The sequence below is a fragment of the Achromobacter veterisilvae genome, assembly GCF_037619525.1.
Taxonomy (GTDB): Bacteria; Pseudomonadota; Gammaproteobacteria; order Burkholderiales; family Burkholderiaceae_B; genus Achromobacter; species Achromobacter veterisilvae.
The window spans coordinates 5,906,283-5,923,592 of sequence record NZ_CP148753.1; the positions used below are offsets into that span (position 1 = coordinate 5,906,283).

A 17,310-nucleotide genomic window follows, 5' to 3' on the forward strand; every position below is an offset into this window, starting at 1 on the left:
GATTGACACCTATATATTTCAAGCCTAAATTAAATGCGGATTCCGACGCTTTGGGGATAGCCGCCAGGGGCTTGCCGCGATGCCTGCCGTCCTGTGTTTTCGCGCCGGAGTGCCTGCATAAGCCAGCGGGCGCCGTTGGCGCGACCTAATAGACACTCATCGGGAAACACATGGCAAACGCCTCCGCTCCATCCGCCTGGGCCACGCCCGCGCGGACTACCCATACCGTGCTCTTTGTCTGCTGGCTGGCCATCCTGTTCGAAGGCTACGACGTGGGCGTGATGGGCGCCGTGCTGCCGGCGCTGGCCGAAGACAAGAACTGGGCCCTCAGCCCGATGCAACTGGGCCTGCTGGGCAGCTACGCGCTGGCGGGGATGTTCGTGGGGTCGTTCGCCGTGGGCACCTTGAGCGACCTGCTGGGGCGCCGGCGCATGCTGCTGGCCTGCGTGACCCTGTTTTCGCTGACAATGATCGGCGCGGCCTGGGCGCCCACGCCGGCCTGGTTCGGCCTGTTCCGCTTCATCGGCGGGCTGGGGCTGGGCGGCGTGATTCCGGCGGCGGCGGCGCTGACCATCGAATATTCGCCGCCGGCCAGGCGCGGCTTCAATTACGGGGTGATGTATTCGGGCTATTCGCTGGGCATCCTGTGTTCCGCGGCCGTGGCCATGGCCCTGCTGAGCCACTGGGGGTGGCGGTCGGTCATCGCGGTAGGCGCCCTGCCCCTGCTGCTGGTGCCGCTGTTAGCGCGCCTGTTGCCGGAATCGCTGGAATACCTGCTCGCCAAGGGCGACGAGGCCGGCGCGCGGTCGCAGGCGCAGCGCCTGGGCATCGCGTCGCTGGACGCCTTCCGGCCGCGCGAGGTCGCGGGCGCCAAGTCCACCTGGCGCGACGTCATGGCGGCGGTGTTCGCCCCCCGCCACCTGCGCGCCACCCTGTGTTTCTGGGGCGCGCTGTTCCTCGGCATGATGCTGGTGTATGGCCTGAACACCTGGCTGCCGCAGATCATGCGCAAGAACGGCTACGACCTGGGGTCCAGCATTTCCTTCCTGCTCGTGTTCAGCCTGGCCTCGGCCATCGGCGGCCTGGTGCTGGGGCGGTTCGCCGACAGGACGGAGCCGCGCAGGATCGTGGCGCTGTTCTACCTGGCGGGCGCCGTCGGCATCTACTGCCTGACCTACAACAACCCGCTGGCGGTGAACTACCTGTGGGTGGCGCTGGCCGGCGTCGGCAGCATTTCCTCGTCGCTGATCCTGACCGGCTACCTGGCGGGCTACTACCCCGCCCACGCGCGCGGCGCGGCCACCGGCTGGGCGCTTTCCTTCGCGCGCATCGGCGCCATGAGCGGCCCCATCGTCGGCGGCTACCTGGCCGGGCTGCAATTGCCGCTGGCCTGGAACTTCATCGTCTTCTCGTGCGCGGCCGTGCTGGCGGCGGTCTTCGTCATCCTGATTCCCCGCCGCTACGCGGGCGATCCGCGGGAACGGGCCGCGCCCGCCGGCGCGCAGGCCCTGCAGCGGCCTTGAATGGAAAACGGCGCGCCCTTTCGGGGCACGCCGTCCTGGGGCCGCGGCGAACCCGCCGCGCCGCTCAGCCGAAACGGCCAGTGATGTAGTCTTCCGTTTCCTTACGCGACGGCTTCACGAAGATCTGGTCGGTCTGGCCGAATTCCATCAGTTCGCCCAGGTACATGTAGGCGGTGTAGTCCGAGCAGCGGGCCGCCTGCTGCATGTTGTGCGTCACGATGACGACGGTGTAGTCGTTCTTCAGTTCGGCGATCAACTCTTCGATCTTGGCGGTGGAAATCGGGTCCAGCGCCGAGCACGGCTCGTCCAGCAACAGCACCTCGGGCTTGATGGCCACGCCGCGCGCGATGCACAGGCGCTGCTGCTGGCCGCCCGACAGGCTGTTGCCGCTCTGGTGCAGCTTGTCCTTCACTTCGTTCCACAGCGCGGCCTTGCTCAGCGCCCATTCCACGCGCTCGTCCATCTCGCCCTTGGACAGGCGCTCGAACAGTCGCACGCCGAAGGCGATGTTGTCGTAGATGCTCATGGGGAACGGCGTGGGCTTCTGGAACACCATGCCAACCTTGGCGCGGATCAGCGAAATATCGGTCTTGGCCGTCAGCAGGTTTTCGCCGTCCAGGATGATCTCGCCCTCGGCGCGCTGGCCGGGATACAGCTCGAACATGCGGTTGAACGTGCGCAGCAGCGTGGACTTGCCGCAGCCCGACGGGCCGATGAAGGCGGTGACCTTCTTCTCCTGGATCGACATGTTCACATTGCGGATCGCATGGAACTTGCCGTAGTAGAAGTTCAGGTCCTTGACCTCGATCTTGTTCTTGACGGCGGTGGCGGTGTTTTCCATTGGGTTTCCCTTGGCGCCGGCGCGCCCCGCGCGCCGGCATAGCGATCTTTATTTGCGGAACATGTTGCGGGCGATGATGTTGATGCCCAGCACCAGCAGCGTAATCAGCGTGGCCCCGGCCCAGGCCAGGTTGTTCCAGTCCTTGAAGGGGCTGGCGGCGTATTGGTAAATCACGACCGGCAGGTTGGCCATCGGCGCGTTCATGTTGAAGGACATGAACTGGTTGGACAGCGCCGTGAACAGCAGCGGCGCGGTCTCGCCCGAGATGCGGGCGATGGCCAGCAGCACGCCGGTGATGATGCCGGTCTTGGCGGCGCGATAGCACACCAGGGTGATCATGCGCCACTTGGGGCAGCCCAGCGCCGCCGCGGCTTCGCGCAGGCTGTTGGGCACCAGCAGCAGCATGTTGTCGGTGGTGCGGACCACCACCGGGATCACCAGGATGGACAGAGCCAGGGCGCCGGCCCAGCCGGAGTAATGGCCCACCTGCGCCACGTACACGGCGTAGATGAAGAGGCCGATGATGATCGACGGGGCCGACAGCAGCACGTCGTTCAGGAAGCGCGTGGCGGGCGCCAGCCAGCCGCGCTGGCCGTACTCGGCCAGGTAGGTGCCGGCCAGGATGCCCACGGGCGTGCCGATCAGCGTGCCCACGCCGGCCATCACCACGCTGCCGAAGATGGCGTTGATCAGGCCGCCGGCCTGCCCGGGCGGCGGCGTGATCTCGGTGAACAGCGCGAGGGACAGCGCCGGAGCGCCCTTGGTCAACAACGTCAGAATGATCCAGAACAGCCAGAACAGCCCGAACGTCAGCGTCCCCAGCGACACGGTCAGCATGATGCGGTTGACCACGCGGCGCCGGCGGTAGATGCCGTTCTGCATGTTGAGTACGGATACAGCCATGATCTTTTCCTTGTGCTCGCGGCGCGTCAGGTTTTCTTGCCTTCACCGGCCGAAAGGCGGACCAGCAGCATCTTGGCCAGGGCCAGCACGATCGTCGTGATCAGGAACAGGATCAGGCCCAGTTCCAGCAGCGCCGATTTCTGGATGCCGCCCGCCTCGTTGAATTCGTTGGCCAGCGCCGAGGCGATCGAGTTGCCCGGCGAGAACAGCGAGCCCGACCACTTGAAGGCGTTGCCGATGACGAAGGTGACGGCCATGGTCTCGCCCAGGGCGCGCCCCAGGCCGAGCATGATGCCGCCGATGACGCCGGACTTCGTGAACGGCAGGACCACGCGCCACATCACTTCCCAGGTCGTGCTGCCCAGTCCGTAGGCCGATTCCTTCAGCATCGTGGGCACCAGTTCGAACACGTCGCGCATGACCGCGGCGATGAACGGGATGATCATGATCGAGAGGATCAGGCCGGCCGTGAAGATGCCGATGCCGAAGGGCGGCCCCGCGAAGATGCCGCCGATCACGGGCAGGCTGCCCAGCGTGGCGATCAGGAAGGGCTGCACGTATTGCTGGAACACGGGGACGAAGACGAACAGGCCCCACATGCCGTAGATGATGGACGGGATGGCCGCCAGCATTTCGATCGCGGTGCCCAGCGGGCGGCGCAGCCAGGCCGGCGACAGTTCGGTCAGGAAGATGGCGATGCCGAACGACACCGGCACGGCGATGATCAACGCGATGGCCGAGGTCAGGAGCGTGCCGATGATAGGCACGACGGCGCCGTAGTTCTGGTTGACAGGGTCCCAGTCGTTGAGCCACAGGAACGACAGGCCGTACTTGGCCAGCGATTCGCGGCTGCCGTAGATCAGGGACACCAGGATCGCCGCCAGCAGGATGAACACCAGGAAGGCGAACAGGCGCGTCAGATTCTTGAATAGCGCATCCATCAGCGCGTTGTTGTTTTGCTTCATAGGCGAAGGCGTGCCGGTAGTCACGGAATCCGCCACGCTGGGCGGAAGCGGCACACTATTATCCATTACCGCGCTCATGGATGGACTTTCCTTGGGAAACCTGAGGGAGAAACATCGGGGATTTGGGGCGGGCCGGCCCTGGCTTCCTTGAGGGGAAGGCCAGGGCGGTCGTGATGGGTTGCGCGCGCTCCGAGCCGGCATTCTTGCCGAGTCTTTGCCGCGCTACACCCATCCTACCAGACGGCCTTGCCGTCGGCGGCCTTGACCTCGCCCCAGGCGGCGCGGATTTCCTTGGTCACGGCTTCAGGCAGCGGCACGTAGTCCATCGTCTCGGCGGACTTGGCGCCGTTCTTGAACGCCCAGTCGAAGAACTCCAGCACGGCCTTGCCCTGGGCCGGCTTGTCCTGCGACTTGTGGATCAGGATGAAGGTGGCGGCGGTAACGGGCCACGAATCGGCGCCCGGCTCGTCGGTCAGGACCACGCCCATGCCCGGCGCGCTCTTCCAGTCGGCGTTGGCGGCCGCGGCGGCGAATGCCTTCTGCTCGGGCTGGACGAACTTGCCTTCCTTGTTCTGCAGTTGCGTCCAGGCCAGCTTGTTCTGCTTGGCGTAGGCGTATTCGACGTAGCCGATCGAGTTCTTCAACTGGCCGACGTAGGCGGCGACGCCTTCGTTGCCCTTGCCACCCTGGCCGGTGGGCCACTTGACGGCCTTGCCTTCGCCGACTTGCGCCTTCCAGTCAGGCGACACCTTGGACAGGTAGTTCGTCCAGCCGAAGGTGGTGCCCGAGCCGTCCGAACGGTGCACGACGATGATGTCGGCCGACGGCAGCTTGAGGTCGGGGTTCAGCGCCTTGATGGCGGCGTCGTCCCACTTCTTGACCTTGCCCAGGAAGATGTCGGCCAGGACCGCGCCCGACAGCTTCAGCTTGCCCGGCTCCACGCCGTCGATGTTGACCACGGCAACGGTGCCGCCGATCACGGCGGGGAACTGCAGCAGGCCGTTCTTTTCGAGGTCGGCCGCCTTCATGGGATCGTCCGAGGCGCCGAAGTCGACGGTCTTGGCGATGATCTGCTGCTGGCCGCCGCCCGAACCGATGGATTGGTAGTTCACGGCGTTGTTGGTGGCCGCCTTGTAGTCCGATGCCCACTTGGCGTAGATCGGGTACGGGAACGATGCGCCGGCGCCGGTCACGTCGGCGGCCTGGACGGCGAAGACGGCGGCGCTCAGCGCGACGCCCACGGAAACTTGTTTGAAGACACGTTTGAACATCTGGGTTCCTTCTGTGCTCGTTGGAGGAGGCTTGGCAGGCTTTGGTACTGCCTGTCTTTCAGCGACCCTCGCATCTTAGAAGCCCAAAATGACAGGATAGTGACAGTCATGTACCCCCCCGCAGGCGCTGCGCGCCTTCCCCCCCAGGGGGGCGCCGGTGGCGGACCGGCGGAGCCGGATCCGCGCGGCCTGGATTGGGGGCACTTTGCCTCGAATGGCAGTTGCGAGAAGGTCGGGGCGTCGGTGGCGGACCGCAGAGCGGATCCGCGTGGCCTGGATTGAGGGCGCTTTGCCTCGAATGCCGGTTGCGACTAGGCCGGGGCGCCGGAAATGAGGAGCCGGGGACGGATCCCCGGGGCGTTGCGCGGAAACGCCGCCCCTGCGGGCGGCGGGTGTTACACGCCCAGCTTCTGCATCAGGTACTGATGCACGTTGAAGGGTTCGCGGCGGCTCTTGACGCGGGCGTAGTCGCCGTCGGGCTGCTGCTGCCAGGCCAGTTGGTTGTCGCGCAGGGCGTAGGTGAAGGCCTCGTCGATCACCCGTTTTTTCAGGGTCTTGTCGTAGATCGGGAAGGCGATTTCCACGCGGCGGAAGAAATTGCGGTCCATCCAGTCGGCCGACGAAAGGTAGACGGTTTCCTCGCCGTCGGCATAGAAGTAGAAGACCCGGGAATGTTCCAGGAAGCGGCCCACGATGGAGCGCACCCGGATATTCTCGGACAGGCCCGGCACGCCGGCGCGCAAGGCGCACACGCCGCGCACGATCAGGTCGATCTTCACACCGGCCTGCCCCGCCTTGTAGAGTTCTTCGATGATCTGCTCTTCCAGCAGGGAGTTCATCTTGGCCATGATCCGGGAACGCTTGCCCGCCTTGGCCGCCCGGGCCTCGGCGCGGATCAGCGCCACCATGCCGTCGTGCATGGTGAAGGGCGACTGCATCAGCGCCTTGAGCGAACGGCGAGCGCCCAGCCCGGTCAATTGCGCGAAGACCTTGTCCATGTCCTCGCACAGCCTGGGGTCCGCGGTCAGCAGCCCGAAGTCGGTGTACAGGCGCGCCGTGCGAGGGTGGTAGTTGCCGGTGCCCAGGTGGGCGTAGCGGCGCAGGCGGCCTTTCTCGCGGCGCAGCACCACGGCCATCTTGGCATGCGTCTTGTGCGCCACCACGCCGTACACCACGTGGGCGCCCACTTCTTCCAGCTTGGAGGCCCAATTGATGTTGGTCTGTTCGTCGAAGCGGGCCATCAGTTCCACCACCACCGTGACTTCCTTGCCGGCGCGCGCCGCGGCCAGCAGGATCTTCATCAGCTCGGAATCCTCGCCGGTGCGGTAGATGGTCTGCTTGATGGCCATCACGTCCGGATCCAGCGCGGCGGCGGTCAGGAAATCGATGACGGGCTGGAACGACTGGTAGGGATGGTGCAGCAGCCGGTCCTGCTGGGCCACGGCCTCGAACAGTTCGGCCGGCTTGTCGCCCACCTTGTCGAACGGCGCCGGCACGGGCGCCCGGTAGTCGGGAAACAGCAGGTCCGGCCGCGAAGCCGAATTGCACAGTTGCATCAGGCGCGACAGGTTCACCGGGCCGGGCACCCGGTAGGTGTCCTCGGGCTTCAGCGAGAACTCGCGCTGCAGGAAGGTTTCCAGTTCGACCGGCGTCAGCTTGTCGATCTCCAGGCGGACGGCGGCGCCGAAGTTGCGCTGCGACAGTTCGCCCTGCAGCGCGTGGCGCAGGTTGGTGACTTCTTCCTCGTCCACGAACAGGTCGCTGTTGCGCGTCACCCGCCATTGGTAGCAGCCCAGCATCTCCAGCCCGGGGAACAGCTCGCCGACGAAGGCGCGCAGCAGCGAGGTCAGCAGGATGTAGCCTTCGGGGTGGCCGGACAGCTCTTGCGGCATCTTGATCAGGCGCGGCAGGGCCCGCGGCGCCTGCACCACGGCGATGGAGGCCTGGCGGCCGAAGGCATCGGCCCCCGACAGCGACACGATGAAGTTCAGGCTTTTGTTGTAGACGCGCGGAAACGGATGCGCCGGGTCCAGCCCGATGGGGGTCAGCAGCGGCATCACGTCGCGGTTGAACACGTCGCGCGCCCATTCCTGCTGCTGCGGATTCCATTCGGACGCGTGGTGCAGGGTGATGCCCTCGGCGTGCATCGCGGGCAGGATCTCGTCGTTGAGCAAGTTGTACTGCCGGCCGACCAGTTCATGGACGGCCTGCTGTACGTTCTCGAATGCCTGGTCCGGCGTCATGCCATCCGGCCCCACCAGGTTCGGCGACTGGCGCTGCTGCTCTTTCAGGCTGGAAATCCGGATCTCGAAGAACTCGTCCAGATTGGAACTGACGATGCACACGTAGCGCAATCGTTCGAGCAGGGGCGTCTTCGGATCCTCCGCCATCGCCAGCACGCGTTCGTTGAATTTCAGCAGCGACAACTCGCGGTTCATGAGCAAGGGCTCGGCGGGAGGGCGTGAGGGCATACCGGGTTCCATACGTAGGGAGAGCGGGGAGTTTTACTGCAAAAAAGTGACGGTTCCATGACACGACAGCAAAATCGTAGCGTACGCCAAAACCGGGACGCATGGCGGGCGGATATATCCTCCCAAGCCCCTGTTCCATAAGAAAAAACCCGCGATTCGGGGCGCTGTCACATGGGGTCTCTATAATCAGGCCACCTCACAGCCACTATTCACGAGCCGCATGGATCAACTTCTGGCCGCGGTGGACCTCGGGTCCAACAGCTTCCGCCTCTCCATCGGACGCATCGTTCAGCAGGACGGTACGCCGCAGATCTACCAGATCGACCGCCTCAAGGAAACCGTCCGGCTCGCGGCCGGCCTGGATACCGAAAAGCGGCTTGGCGACGACGCCATCGACCGCGCCATCGCCGTGCTGGAACGTTTCGGCGACCGCCTGCGCAGCTTCCACCCCAACCGCGTGCGCGCCGTCGCCACCAACACCTTCCGCGTGGCGCGCAACACCCGGGATTTCCTCCCCCGCGCCGAAGCCGCCCTGGGCTTTCCCATCGAAGTCATCGCCGGCCGCGAAGAGGCCCGCCTGATATTCTCGGGGGTCGTCCACACCCTGCCCCCCTCGCCCAACAAGCGGCTGGTCATCGACATCGGCGGCGGTTCCACCGAGGTCATCATCGGCAAGGGGCACGAACCCTCGCTGATGTCCTCGCTCTACATGGGCTGCGTCAGCTACAGCCGCCAGTTTTTCTCGGACGGCATCGTGGACGCGCACCAGATGAAGCAGGCCGAACTGGCCGCCCGCCGCGAGATCGAAGTCATCGCCAAGCAGTACCGGAAGATGGGCTGGAAAGAGGCCTACGGGTCCTCGGGCACCGCCAAGGCGCTGTTCGCCATCCTGACCGAAAGCCGCTTCTCGGACCGCGGCATCACGCGCGCCGGGCTGAGCAAGCTGAAAGACCGCATCGTGCGCTCGGGCCGCGTCATTCCCTCCGAACTGCCGGGCATCAAGATCGAACGCGCGGACGTGCTGCCGGGCGGGCTGGCCATCATGAGCGCCCTCTTCGACGAACTGGGCATCGAGGTCATGCACACCGGCGACGGCGCCCTGCGCCTGGGGGTGCTGTACGACCTCCTGGGCCGCGACGACGAACACGATAAGCGGGACGAATCGGTGCGCCAGTTCATGAAGCGCTACCACGTCGACCCCAACCAGGCTCGCCGCGTGCGCCACGCCGCGCTGACCCTGTTCGACGCGATGTTCCCCGACGGCCCGGAACGCGCCGAGCTGCGCCCCGCCCTGGGCTGGGCGGCGGACCTGCACGAAGTGGGCCTGTCCATCGCCCACAACGCGTATCACAAGCACACGGCCTACGTGCTGGAAAACGCCGACATGCCGGGTTTCTCGCGCGCCGACCAGCAACTGCTGGCGCTGCTGGCGCTCGGCCACCAGGGCAAGCTGACCAAACTGGAGCCGCTGGTGCGCTCGCGTCCCCAATGGAAGGCCATCCTCAGCCTGCGCCTGGCGGTGCTGCTGTTCCGCCGCCGCAACGAGATCGAACCGCTGCCGCTGACGGCATCGGTGCGCGACAACTCCATCGTCGTGCGCGTCAACCGCGACTGGCTGGCCCAGCACCCCCTGAGCGACTTCACGCTGCGCGCCGAAGAAGCCGAATGGAACAAGGTGGGGTTTTCGTTCGAACTGCTGGAATTCTGAGGGGCGCTAGAACGGCGACAGGTCCGTCCCGCGGTCCAGCCGCTTGAGTTCCATGCGCAGCGGCCGCGTCGCCCGCCGTATCAGCCTGATCTTCATGCGGCGGAGCAGGCGGCGCATGGCGGTCAGCGCTGGGGGGTGGAGACGGCCGGCTGGTCCAGGCCGAAATGGCGGCGGTAGCGTTCGTCCATGCGCTCCATCTTCAGCAGCACCGGGAAGTCCGCCGCATTGAAGTCCGGATCCCAGGCGGGCTCGCCACAGACCTTGGCACCCAGTTTCAGGTAGCCCTTGATCAGCGGCGGCACGCGAGCCGGCAAGGTACTGTTGAGTTTTTCGACGGGATAGCGGTGCAGCGGCGTCACGCGGGGTTCGCCGCCCTGTGGCAAACTCTTGGAAATGGTGCGCCACACCTCGGCGGCCGTGACGCCGTCGTCGCGCAGGCTGACGCTGGCGCAGCCCAGCACGTATTCGTAGCCGCCGCGGCGCAGGTATTCAGCCAGGCCGGACCAGAGCAGCATGATGACGCTGCCGCCCCGGTAGTCGGCGTGCGTGCAGGAGCGGCCGACTTCGACCAGTTCGTCCCGGATCGGGCCCAGCCCGGAAAGGTCGAACTCGGACTCCGAGTAGTACCCGCCCGCCTCCCGCGCCTTTTCCGGGGTCAGGATGCGATACGTCCCCACGACGCGGCCCGTGTCCAGCTCGCGAACCATCAGGTGTTCGCAGAACGGATCGAAACGATCGCGTTCGACGCCGTCCTGGGCATCGGGGAACACCGCGCCCATGTCCTCGGTGAAGACTTCGTAGCGCAGGCGTTGAATCTGCTCGATTTCTTCAGCCGTGCGCGCCAAGCCCACCACCAGCACCTTGGCGGCGCCGCCGGTCCAGGGTTCGCCGGCATTACGGCTCGGATTGATGCGTGCTAATTCCAGCATTGGGCGAAGCTCCTAGAGAGTCCAGCCAGTGTGGACGCCCTGTATGTCAAAGACTTGACCAATATGTTACGTGACTATGAAGTTTAGTTCGGGGCAGATAAGTCAACATTCCACCGAATTCGACAAAACTTTACAAACGAGTACAGGCCATTTACAAACAAAGGCCACCCGTCGCGCGAGGGGTGGCCTTTGCCAGGAATCGGACAGCCGGGCATCTACCCCATGCTGGCCGCAAGCTTCTCCGCGCACGATACGGCCAGCGCCTCGTCCTCGGCTTCCACCATCAGGCGCAGCTTCGGTTCGGTGCCGGAAGCCCGGATGAGAATGCGGCCGCGGCCGTCCAGCTCCGTTTCGACGGCCTTGCGCGCCGCCGTCAGGCCGGCGTGCGTCTTCCAGTCCTGGCCCGGCGTCAGCGGAACGTTGATCATCTTCTGGGGATACATGCGCAGGTCGCTCACCCATGCCGACAGCCCCACCGAGTTGCGGCGCAGGGCGGTCAGCACCTGCAGCGCGGCCACGATGCCGTCGCCGGTCGAGTGGCAGTCCAGGCACAGCAGGTGGCCGGAGCTTTCGCCGCCATACAGCCAGCCGCGCGCCTGCATCTGTTCCAGCACGTAGCGGTCACCCACGTCGGCGCGCTCGAATCCCACGCCCAGGCGCTTCATTTCGCGCTCGAAGCCGAAATTGGTCATCAGCGTGCCCACCACGCCGTCCACCTTGCCGCGCTGCATGCGTTCGCGGACGATGGCGTACATGAGTTCGTCGCCGTTGTAGATGCGGCCGTCGCCGTCCACCATCTGCAGGCGGTCCGCGTCGCCGTCGAGCGCGATGCCCAACTGGGCGCCGCGCGCGCTCACTTCCTTGGCCAGCAGTTCGGGGTGCAGCGCGCCCACGCCCTTGTTGATGTTGAAGCCGTCGGGGTGCACCCCGATGGCGTGCACTTCGGCCCCCAATTCGCGGAAGACGTGGGGCGCGATGTTGTAGGCGGCGCCGTGGGCGGCGTCCACCACGATCGTCATCCCGTTCAGGTCCAGGTCGTTGGGGAAGGTGCTCTTGCAGAATTCGATATAGCGACCCTGCGCGTCGGCCATGCGGCGGGCGCGGCCCAGGGCTTCCGAGCCCACGCAGCCCAGCGGCTCGTCCAGCGCGGCCTCGATGGCGGCCTCGATCTCGTCGGGCAGTTTCATGCCCTGCGCCGAGAAGAACTTGATGCCGTTGTCATGGTACGGGTTGTGCGAAGCGCTGATGACGATGCCCGCCACGAGGCGCAGGGCGCGCGTCAGGTAGGCCACCGCGGGGGTCGGGATCGGGCCGGCCAGCAGCACGTCGATGCCCGCGGCCGACAGGCCGGCCTCCAGGGCGGATTCCAGCATATAGCCCGAAATCCGCGTGTCCTTGCCGATCACGACCTGCGGGCGGCCGCCGCGCACGGCGTGCTCGCGCGCCAGCACGCGGCCGGCCGCGTAGCCCAGGCGCAGGGCGAACTCGGCATTGATCACCGGACCGCCAACCTCGCCGCGCACGCCGTCGGTGCCGAAATACTTGCGTCGAATCATGAAGTGATTGCTCCTTGTTCTGCCGCGTGCCATACCTTGAGCGCGTCGACCGTGGCCGCGACATCGTGCACACGCACGATGGAGGCGCCACGCGCCACGCAGGCAAGCGCCGCAGCGATGCTGCCGGGCAACCTGTCGCCGACCGGCCGGCTGGTGGCCTGGCCGATCATGGTTTTGCGCGACAGGCCGATCAGCAATGGATAGCCGATGCTGCGCAGGCCGGACAGCCGGCGCAGCAATTGGAAGTTCTGGTCGCCGGTCTTGCCGAAGCCGAAGCCCGGATCCAGCACGATGCGGCGAGGATCGACCCAGGCGGCGCGCAGCTTGTGCGCGCGAGCCCCCAGGAAAAGCCCGATTTCGCCGATCAGGTCGGTGTATTCGGGTGGAGCCGCCTGCATGGTGCGCGGCTCGCCCTTCATGTGCATCACGCACAGCCCGCAGCGTGATTGCGCCACGGCCTCGACGGCGCCGGGCTGGCGAAAGCCGTAGATGTCGTTGATCATGTCCGCGCCGGCATCCAGCGCGGCACGCATGACCTCGGGCTTGAAGGTGTCGATGGACAGCGGCACGCCGCAATCGCGCAAGGCCTCGATCACCGGCAGCAGCCGCGCCAGTTCGTCCGCCACGGACACCGGATCGGCGCCGGGCCGCGTGGACTCGCCGCCCAGGTCCAGGATCTGGGCGCCCTCTTCGATCAGGCGGCGCGCGTGCGCCACCGCGGAATCCGTATCGTCGTGCTCGCCGCCATCGGAAAACGAATCCGGCGTGACATTGACGATACCCATGACAAGCGGGCGCTCGAGATCGAACTCGAAGCGCCCGCAAAGAAAGTTATTTGCCATAACTCAGGATGAGCAGCCTCAAACAGCGGCAGCCGTATTGCCACCTGCCGCCAGGCCCGTGGGCGGCGTATCGGACGTGTCCGACGGACCCTGAGGCGTCTTCGGGGGACGCGGCGGGCGGCCCTCGACGATGTCGTTGATCTGGTCGGCGTCGATGGTTTCCCATTCCAGCAGCGCGGCGGTCATCGCCTCGACCTTGTCGCGGTTGTCTTCCAGGATCTTGCGCGCGACGCCGTACTGCTCGTCGATGATGCGGCGGATCTCGGTGTCCACCTTCTGCATGGTGGCTTCGGACATGTGCGTGGTCTTGGTGACGCTGCGGCCCAGGAACACTTCGCCTTCGTTCTCGGCGTAGACCATGGGACCCAGTTCGTCGGTCATGCCGTAGCGCGTGACGATGTCGCGGGCGATGGCGGTGGCGCGTTCGAAGTCGTTCGAGGCGCCCGTCGTCATCTGGTCCATGAACAGTTCTTCGGCGATGCGGCCGCCGAACAGCACGGCGATGGTGGACAGCAGGCGGCCCTTGTCCATGCTGTAGCGGTCGGTCTCGGGCAACTGCATCGTCACGCCCAGCGCGCGGCCGCGCGGGATGATGGTGACCTTGTGGACCGGGTCGGTCTTGGGCAGCAGGCGCGCGACGATCGCGTGGCCGGACTCGTGGTACGCGGTGTTCTTGCGTTCCTCTTCGGGCATGACGATGGAGCGGCGCTCCGCGCCCATGATGATCTTGTCCTTGGCCTTTTCGAAGTCGGACATATCCACCGTGCGGCCGTTGCGGCGGGCGGCGAACAGCGCGGCTTCGTTGACCAGGTTGGCCAAGTCGGCGCCCGAGAAGCCCGGGGTGCCGCGCGCCAGGACGGTCGCGTCGACGTTGGGCGACAGCGGGACCTTGCGCATGTGGACCTTCAGGATCTGCTCGCGGCCGCGGATGTCGGGCAGCGGCACCACGACCTGGCGGTCGAAGCGGCCCGGGCGCAGCAGCGCCGGGTCCAGCACGTCCGGACGGTTGGTCGCGGCGATCACGATCACGCCCTGGCCGGATTCGAAGCCGTCCATTTCCACCAGCATCTGGTTCAGCGTCTGTTCGCGTTCGTCGTTGCCGCCGCCCAGGCCGGCGCCACGCTGGCGGCCCACCGCGTCGATTTCATCGATGAAGATGATGCAGGGCGCGTGCTTCTTGGCGTTCTCGAACATGTCGCGCACGCGGGCCGCGCCCACGCCGACGAACATTTCAACGAAATCCGAACCGGAAATGCTGAAGAACGGGACCTTGGCTTCGCCCGCGATGGCCTTGGCCAGCAGCGTCTTGCCGGTACCGGGGGAGCCGACCATCAGCACGCCGCGCGGAATGCGGCCGCCCAGTTTCTGGAACTTGCTGGGGTCGCGCAGGAAATCGACCAGTTCCTGGACGTCTTCCTTGGCTTCGTCGCAGCCGGCGACGTCGGCGAACGTGATCTGGTTGGTGTTCTCGTCGAGCATGCGAGCGCGCGATTTGCCGAAGCTGAATGCGCCGCCCCTGCCGCCGCCCTGCATCTGCCGCATGAAGAACACCCACACGCCGATCAGCAGCAGCATGGGGAACCACGATACGAAGATGCTCATCAAGAGCGATTGTTCTTCGCGCGGCTTGCCCGAGACCTGGACGCCGTACTTCAGCAGATCGGAGACCATCCAGAGGTCGCCCGGGGAAGTCAGCGTATAGGCGCGGCCCGCGTCGGGCGTGACGTAAAGCACGTCGCCCTGGACGTCGACCTTGCGGATGCGTCCCGCCTTGGCGTCGTCCATGAACTGCGTATAGGTCACGCCATCCTGTGTCTGAGCGCGTCCGTCGAACTGTTTGAAGACGGTGAACAGCACGAGGGCTATCACCATCCAGACAGCGACTTTCGAAAATGAATTGTTCAAGGTCGATCTCCTGCTTTCGATTCCGACCGGCAACCGCGCACCCGCATATGGCACAGTCACAAGTATGTCAATAGCCCATTCTACCCTGTCAGGCCAGATTGCGTCCTGGGATCCCTGGGCACGTTTAAGTTTCGTCTGATACGTAAGTTTTCTGGTCGTTGTCTCGGCAGGCGATAGGTTCTTCTTGGCCCTGGGGCGGCATGCCCCGGCGGGCCCGGGCTACTTCAGATCGCGCGCAACCAAAAAGGTTTCGGAGGATTTGTCCCGAGACGCCTTCGGCTTGCGTTCGACCACCCGCTTGAAGCGCTGCTTGTAGGACTGCACGATCTGCGAAAAGCCGCTGCCGTGGAAGGCCTTGACGATCAGCGCCCCGTTGGGCTTCAAATGGGCGCAGGCGAATTCCATCGCCAGTTCGCACACATGCTGGATGCGCGCCGAATCGGCGCTACCCACGCCTGACAAGTTGGGGGCCATGTCCGAAATAACAAGGTCCACCGCGCGGGATCCGACCATGTCTTCCAATTGTTTCAAAACTTCATCTTCGCGGAAGTCGCCCTGGATGAATTCGACGCCCGCCACCGGCTCCATGGGCAGCAGGTCCAGAGCGATGATGCGGCCGTCCACGACGCCGCCCGGCCCCGACAGGCGCTCGCGCGCCACCTGGGACCAACTGCCGGGCGCCGAGCCCAGGTCCACGACCAGGTCGCCCCGGCGCATCAGCTTCTCGGCTTCCAGGATCTCGATCAGCTTGAAGGCGGCGCGGGCCCGGTAGCCCTTCTGTTGCGCCAGCTTCACATAGGGATCATTGATGTGCTGGTGAATCCAGTCTTTGGAGAATTTATTCTTGGCCATTACCGTACAATTCCACGCATGCCTATATTAGAACTTACCTCTCGTGAGCGCAGCGACCTTCGGTCCGCCGCTCACCCTCTGCGCCCCGTCGTCCTGATCGGCGACAATGGCCTGACCGACGCCGTGCTCAAGGAAATCGACCTCGCGCTGACGTCCCACGGCCTTATCAAGGTGCGCGCCGGCGGCGACGACCGCGAAGCCCGCGAGGCCATGTTGTCGGCCATCTGCGACTCGCTGTCCTGCGCGCCGGTACACCACCTGGGCAAGATCCTGATCCTGTTCCGCCCGCTGGCCGGCAACGTCAAGCCCGCCTCGCTGGCCGCCCAGGACCCCGAACGCCCGGCCAAGCGCCGCGCCTCCGAGCCCCATACGCCCAAGAAGCTGGCCGCCGAAGGCAAGACCCTCGCCAAGCGCCCGCGCCGCAGCGAAACCGAAGAGCCCAAGCCCAAGACGCGCTTCGTGCCCGCGGACCAGCTCAACAAGAACGGCAAGCCCATGCGCCCCAGCACCAAGAAAGCTTCCGGCAGCGACCACGGCATCCCTCGCCGCGCCGGCAGCGCGCTCAGCCTGCGGGCCGGAGCCCGCAGCGGCACCAGCCGCCGGTCTGCAAAAAAATAGCCGCAGGCACAAAAACGGGCGCTTTACGCGCCCGGCCCACCATAGCTGTCCGCATTAAACCGCGGAATCCATGCGAATGCACGGCTCGGACTAGGGTGTTTTGACAGTTTCCAGCTAATACTTCGGCGTCAGATGTAACGCACGCCCAAAACTTCATACTCGCGAACGCCAGCCGGGGCCTTGACCTCGACGACGTCGCCTTCGCTCTTGCCGATCAACGCGCGGGCCACCGGGCTCGACACGGAAATCAGATTCGACTTGATGTCGGCTTCAACGTCGCCGACGATCTGGTACGTCACGCGATCGCCCGAATCCAGGTCCTCGATCTCGACGGTTGCGCCAAACACGGCGCGGCCTTCGGCCTCGAGGGCGGAGGGGTCGATCAGGTGGGCATTGGAAAGCGTGCCTTCAAGCTCAGCAATCCGGCCCTCGATGAAGCCTTGGCGCTCGCGAGCAGCATCGTACTCGGCGTTTTCCGACAGATCGCCCTGCGCGCGCGCCTCGGCGATGGCGTTAATCACGGCGGGACGTTCCACGGTTTTCAGCCGCTGGAGCTCTTCTTGCAAGCGCTCGGCCCCGCGCACGGTCAAAGGAATGGCAGACATGTCGTTTCCCAAACAAAAGTAGAAAACGCCCCCGACGGAGCGTTCTCGGTGAAGGTCGCTAGGCTCGCGCGCGCATGCCGCCGGATACTTCAATAATGACGGTGCGGCGCGGACGACCAAAACAAAACCCCGGCTCGGGTCGGAACCGGGGCAATCAAGGTCATATTGTGGGCAAAGTCCACGGGAATTGCAAGCCGCCGGAGAAAACGTCGTTTTCGGCGGTTTTCGCCGCTGTAACCCACTAAAACCAGCCATTTTCGTCAACTGTCCTTGCTTTCGCGCAAGATGCGGCGGTAATCGCGCAGGCCGCGAGTTTTCCGC

At 65.4% G+C, this 17,310-nt stretch carries 14 protein-coding genes; 3 read left to right on the forward strand and 11 right to left on the reverse strand.

Going from position 1 to position 17,310, the window contains the following annotated elements; genetic code table 11:
• Window positions 1-170: 170 nt before the first annotated feature.
• Window positions 171-1,523, forward strand: a complete 1,353-nt coding sequence (locus WHX56_RS27470) for an aromatic acid/H+ symport family MFS transporter (RefSeq protein ID WP_338879525.1) — start codon at window positions 171-173, stop codon at window positions 1,521-1,523.
• 64 nt (window positions 1,524-1,587) lie between these two features.
• Here WHX56_RS27470 and pstB read toward each other — a convergent pair whose 3' ends face one another.
• From pstB to ppk1, 5 genes are all read right to left on the reverse strand, one after another.
• Entirely contained in the window at window positions 1,588-2,364 is a 777-nt protein-coding gene (pstB, locus tag WHX56_RS27475) for a phosphate ABC transporter ATP-binding protein PstB (protein WP_129241712.1), read from the reverse strand.
• 48 nt (window positions 2,365-2,412) lie between these two features.
• Window positions 2,413-3,267: a phosphate ABC transporter permease PstA gene (gene pstA, locus WHX56_RS27480; RefSeq protein WP_129241713.1), complete on the reverse strand. Its 855-nt coding sequence runs from the start codon at window positions 3,265-3,267 to the stop codon at window positions 2,413-2,415.
• Between the two features lie 26 nt (window positions 3,268-3,293).
• A complete protein-coding gene (gene pstC / locus WHX56_RS27485; protein WP_129241714.1) occupies window positions 3,294-4,310 on the reverse strand; it encodes a phosphate ABC transporter permease subunit PstC in 1,017 nt (338 codons plus the stop codon).
• A 155-nt stretch (window positions 4,311-4,465) separates the two neighbouring features.
• A complete protein-coding gene (pstS, locus tag WHX56_RS27490; RefSeq protein WP_129241715.1) occupies window positions 4,466-5,503 on the reverse strand; it encodes a phosphate ABC transporter substrate-binding protein PstS in 1,038 nt (345 codons plus the stop codon).
• Window positions 5,504-5,898: 395 nt separating this feature from the next.
• Complete coding sequence (gene ppk1, locus WHX56_RS27495; protein WP_129241716.1) at window positions 5,899-7,974, reverse strand: polyphosphate kinase 1; 2,076 nt, start codon at window positions 7,972-7,974, stop codon at window positions 5,899-5,901.
• A 220-nt stretch (window positions 7,975-8,194) separates the two neighbouring features.
• Here ppk1 and ppx point away from each other — a divergent pair, with 220 nt between their 5' ends.
• Window positions 8,195-9,682 carry an exopolyphosphatase gene (gene ppx / locus WHX56_RS27500; protein WP_129241717.1) on the forward strand — a complete coding sequence of 496 codons (1,488 nt, stop codon included), beginning with the start codon at window positions 8,195-8,197 and terminating at the stop codon, window positions 9,680-9,682.
• Between the two features lie 122 nt (window positions 9,683-9,804).
• On the opposite strand, the gene WHX56_RS27505 is transcribed toward ppx, so the two are convergent.
• The 5 genes from WHX56_RS27505 to WHX56_RS27525 form a co-directional block, all read right to left on the reverse strand.
• Window positions 9,805-10,611 carry a GNAT family N-acetyltransferase gene (locus WHX56_RS27505; protein ID WP_129241718.1) on the reverse strand — a complete coding sequence of 269 codons (807 nt, stop codon included), beginning with the start codon at window positions 10,609-10,611 and terminating at the stop codon, window positions 9,805-9,807.
• 215 nt (window positions 10,612-10,826) lie between these two features.
• Window positions 10,827-12,167 (reverse strand): phosphoglucosamine mutase, encoded by a 1,341-nt coding sequence (glmM, locus tag WHX56_RS27510; protein WP_129241719.1) that lies wholly within the window; start codon window positions 12,165-12,167, stop codon window positions 10,827-10,829.
• Entirely contained in the window at window positions 12,164-13,009 is an 846-nt protein-coding gene (gene folP / locus WHX56_RS27515; RefSeq protein ID WP_338879526.1) for a dihydropteroate synthase, read from the reverse strand. Before folP ends, glmM begins: the two co-directional genes overlap by 4 nt.
• Before the next feature lie 18 nt (window positions 13,010-13,027).
• Entirely contained in the window at window positions 13,028-14,914 is a 1,887-nt protein-coding gene (ftsH, locus tag WHX56_RS27520; protein ID WP_287755664.1) for an ATP-dependent zinc metalloprotease FtsH, read from the reverse strand.
• A 219-nt stretch (window positions 14,915-15,133) separates the two neighbouring features.
• On the reverse strand, window positions 15,134-15,766 hold the full coding sequence (locus tag WHX56_RS27525) for an RlmE family RNA methyltransferase (protein WP_129241722.1): 633 nt from the start codon (window positions 15,764-15,766) through the stop codon (window positions 15,134-15,136).
• Between the two features lie 18 nt (window positions 15,767-15,784).
• Between WHX56_RS27525 and WHX56_RS27530 the strand changes: the two genes are divergently transcribed.
• Complete coding sequence (locus WHX56_RS27530; RefSeq protein ID WP_338879527.1) at window positions 15,785-16,384, forward strand: YhbY family RNA-binding protein; 600 nt, start codon at window positions 15,785-15,787, stop codon at window positions 16,382-16,384.
• Window positions 16,385-16,512: 128 nt separating this feature from the next.
• Here WHX56_RS27530 and greA read toward each other — a convergent pair whose 3' ends face one another.
• Window positions 16,513-16,989 (reverse strand): transcription elongation factor GreA, encoded by a 477-nt coding sequence (gene greA, locus WHX56_RS27535; protein WP_129241724.1) that lies wholly within the window; start codon window positions 16,987-16,989, stop codon window positions 16,513-16,515.
• Window positions 16,990-17,310 lie beyond the last annotated feature (321 nt).

Coding starts and splice junctions, on each gene's coding strand:
- pstA (WP_129241713.1), bottom strand. CDS start 3,267: ATGGCTGTATCCGTACTCAACATGCAGAACGGCATCTACCGCCGGCGC.
- ppx (WP_129241717.1), top strand. CDS start 8,195: ATGGATCAACTTCTGGCCGCGGTGGACCTCGGGTCCAACAGCTTCCGC.
- WHX56_RS27470 (WP_338879525.1), top strand. CDS start 171: ATGGCAAACGCCTCCGCTCCATCCGCCTGGGCCACGCCCGCGCGGACT.
- glmM (WP_129241719.1), bottom strand. CDS start 12,167: ATGATTCGACGCAAGTATTTCGGCACCGACGGCGTGCGCGGCGAGGTT.
- folP (WP_338879526.1), bottom strand. CDS start 13,009: ATGGCAAATAACTTTCTTTGCGGGCGCTTCGAGTTCGATCTCGAGCGC.
- WHX56_RS27525 (WP_129241722.1), bottom strand. CDS start 15,766: ATGGCCAAGAATAAATTCTCCAAAGACTGGATTCACCAGCACATCAAT.
- pstS (WP_129241715.1), bottom strand. CDS start 5,503: ATGTTCAAACGTGTCTTCAAACAAGTTTCCGTGGGCGTCGCGCTGAGC.
- pstB (WP_129241712.1), bottom strand. CDS start 2,364: ATGGAAAACACCGCCACCGCCGTCAAGAACAAGATCGAGGTCAAGGAC.
- WHX56_RS27530 (WP_338879527.1), top strand. CDS start 15,785: ATGCCTATATTAGAACTTACCTCTCGTGAGCGCAGCGACCTTCGGTCC.
- pstC (WP_129241714.1), bottom strand. CDS start 4,310: ATGAGCGCGGTAATGGATAATAGTGTGCCGCTTCCGCCCAGCGTGGCG.
- WHX56_RS27505 (WP_129241718.1), bottom strand. CDS start 10,611: ATGCTGGAATTAGCACGCATCAATCCGAGCCGTAATGCCGGCGAACCC.
- ppk1 (WP_129241716.1), bottom strand. CDS start 7,974: ATGCCCTCACGCCCTCCCGCCGAGCCCTTGCTCATGAACCGCGAGTTG.
- greA (WP_129241724.1), bottom strand. CDS start 16,989: ATGTCTGCCATTCCTTTGACCGTGCGCGGGGCCGAGCGCTTGCAAGAA.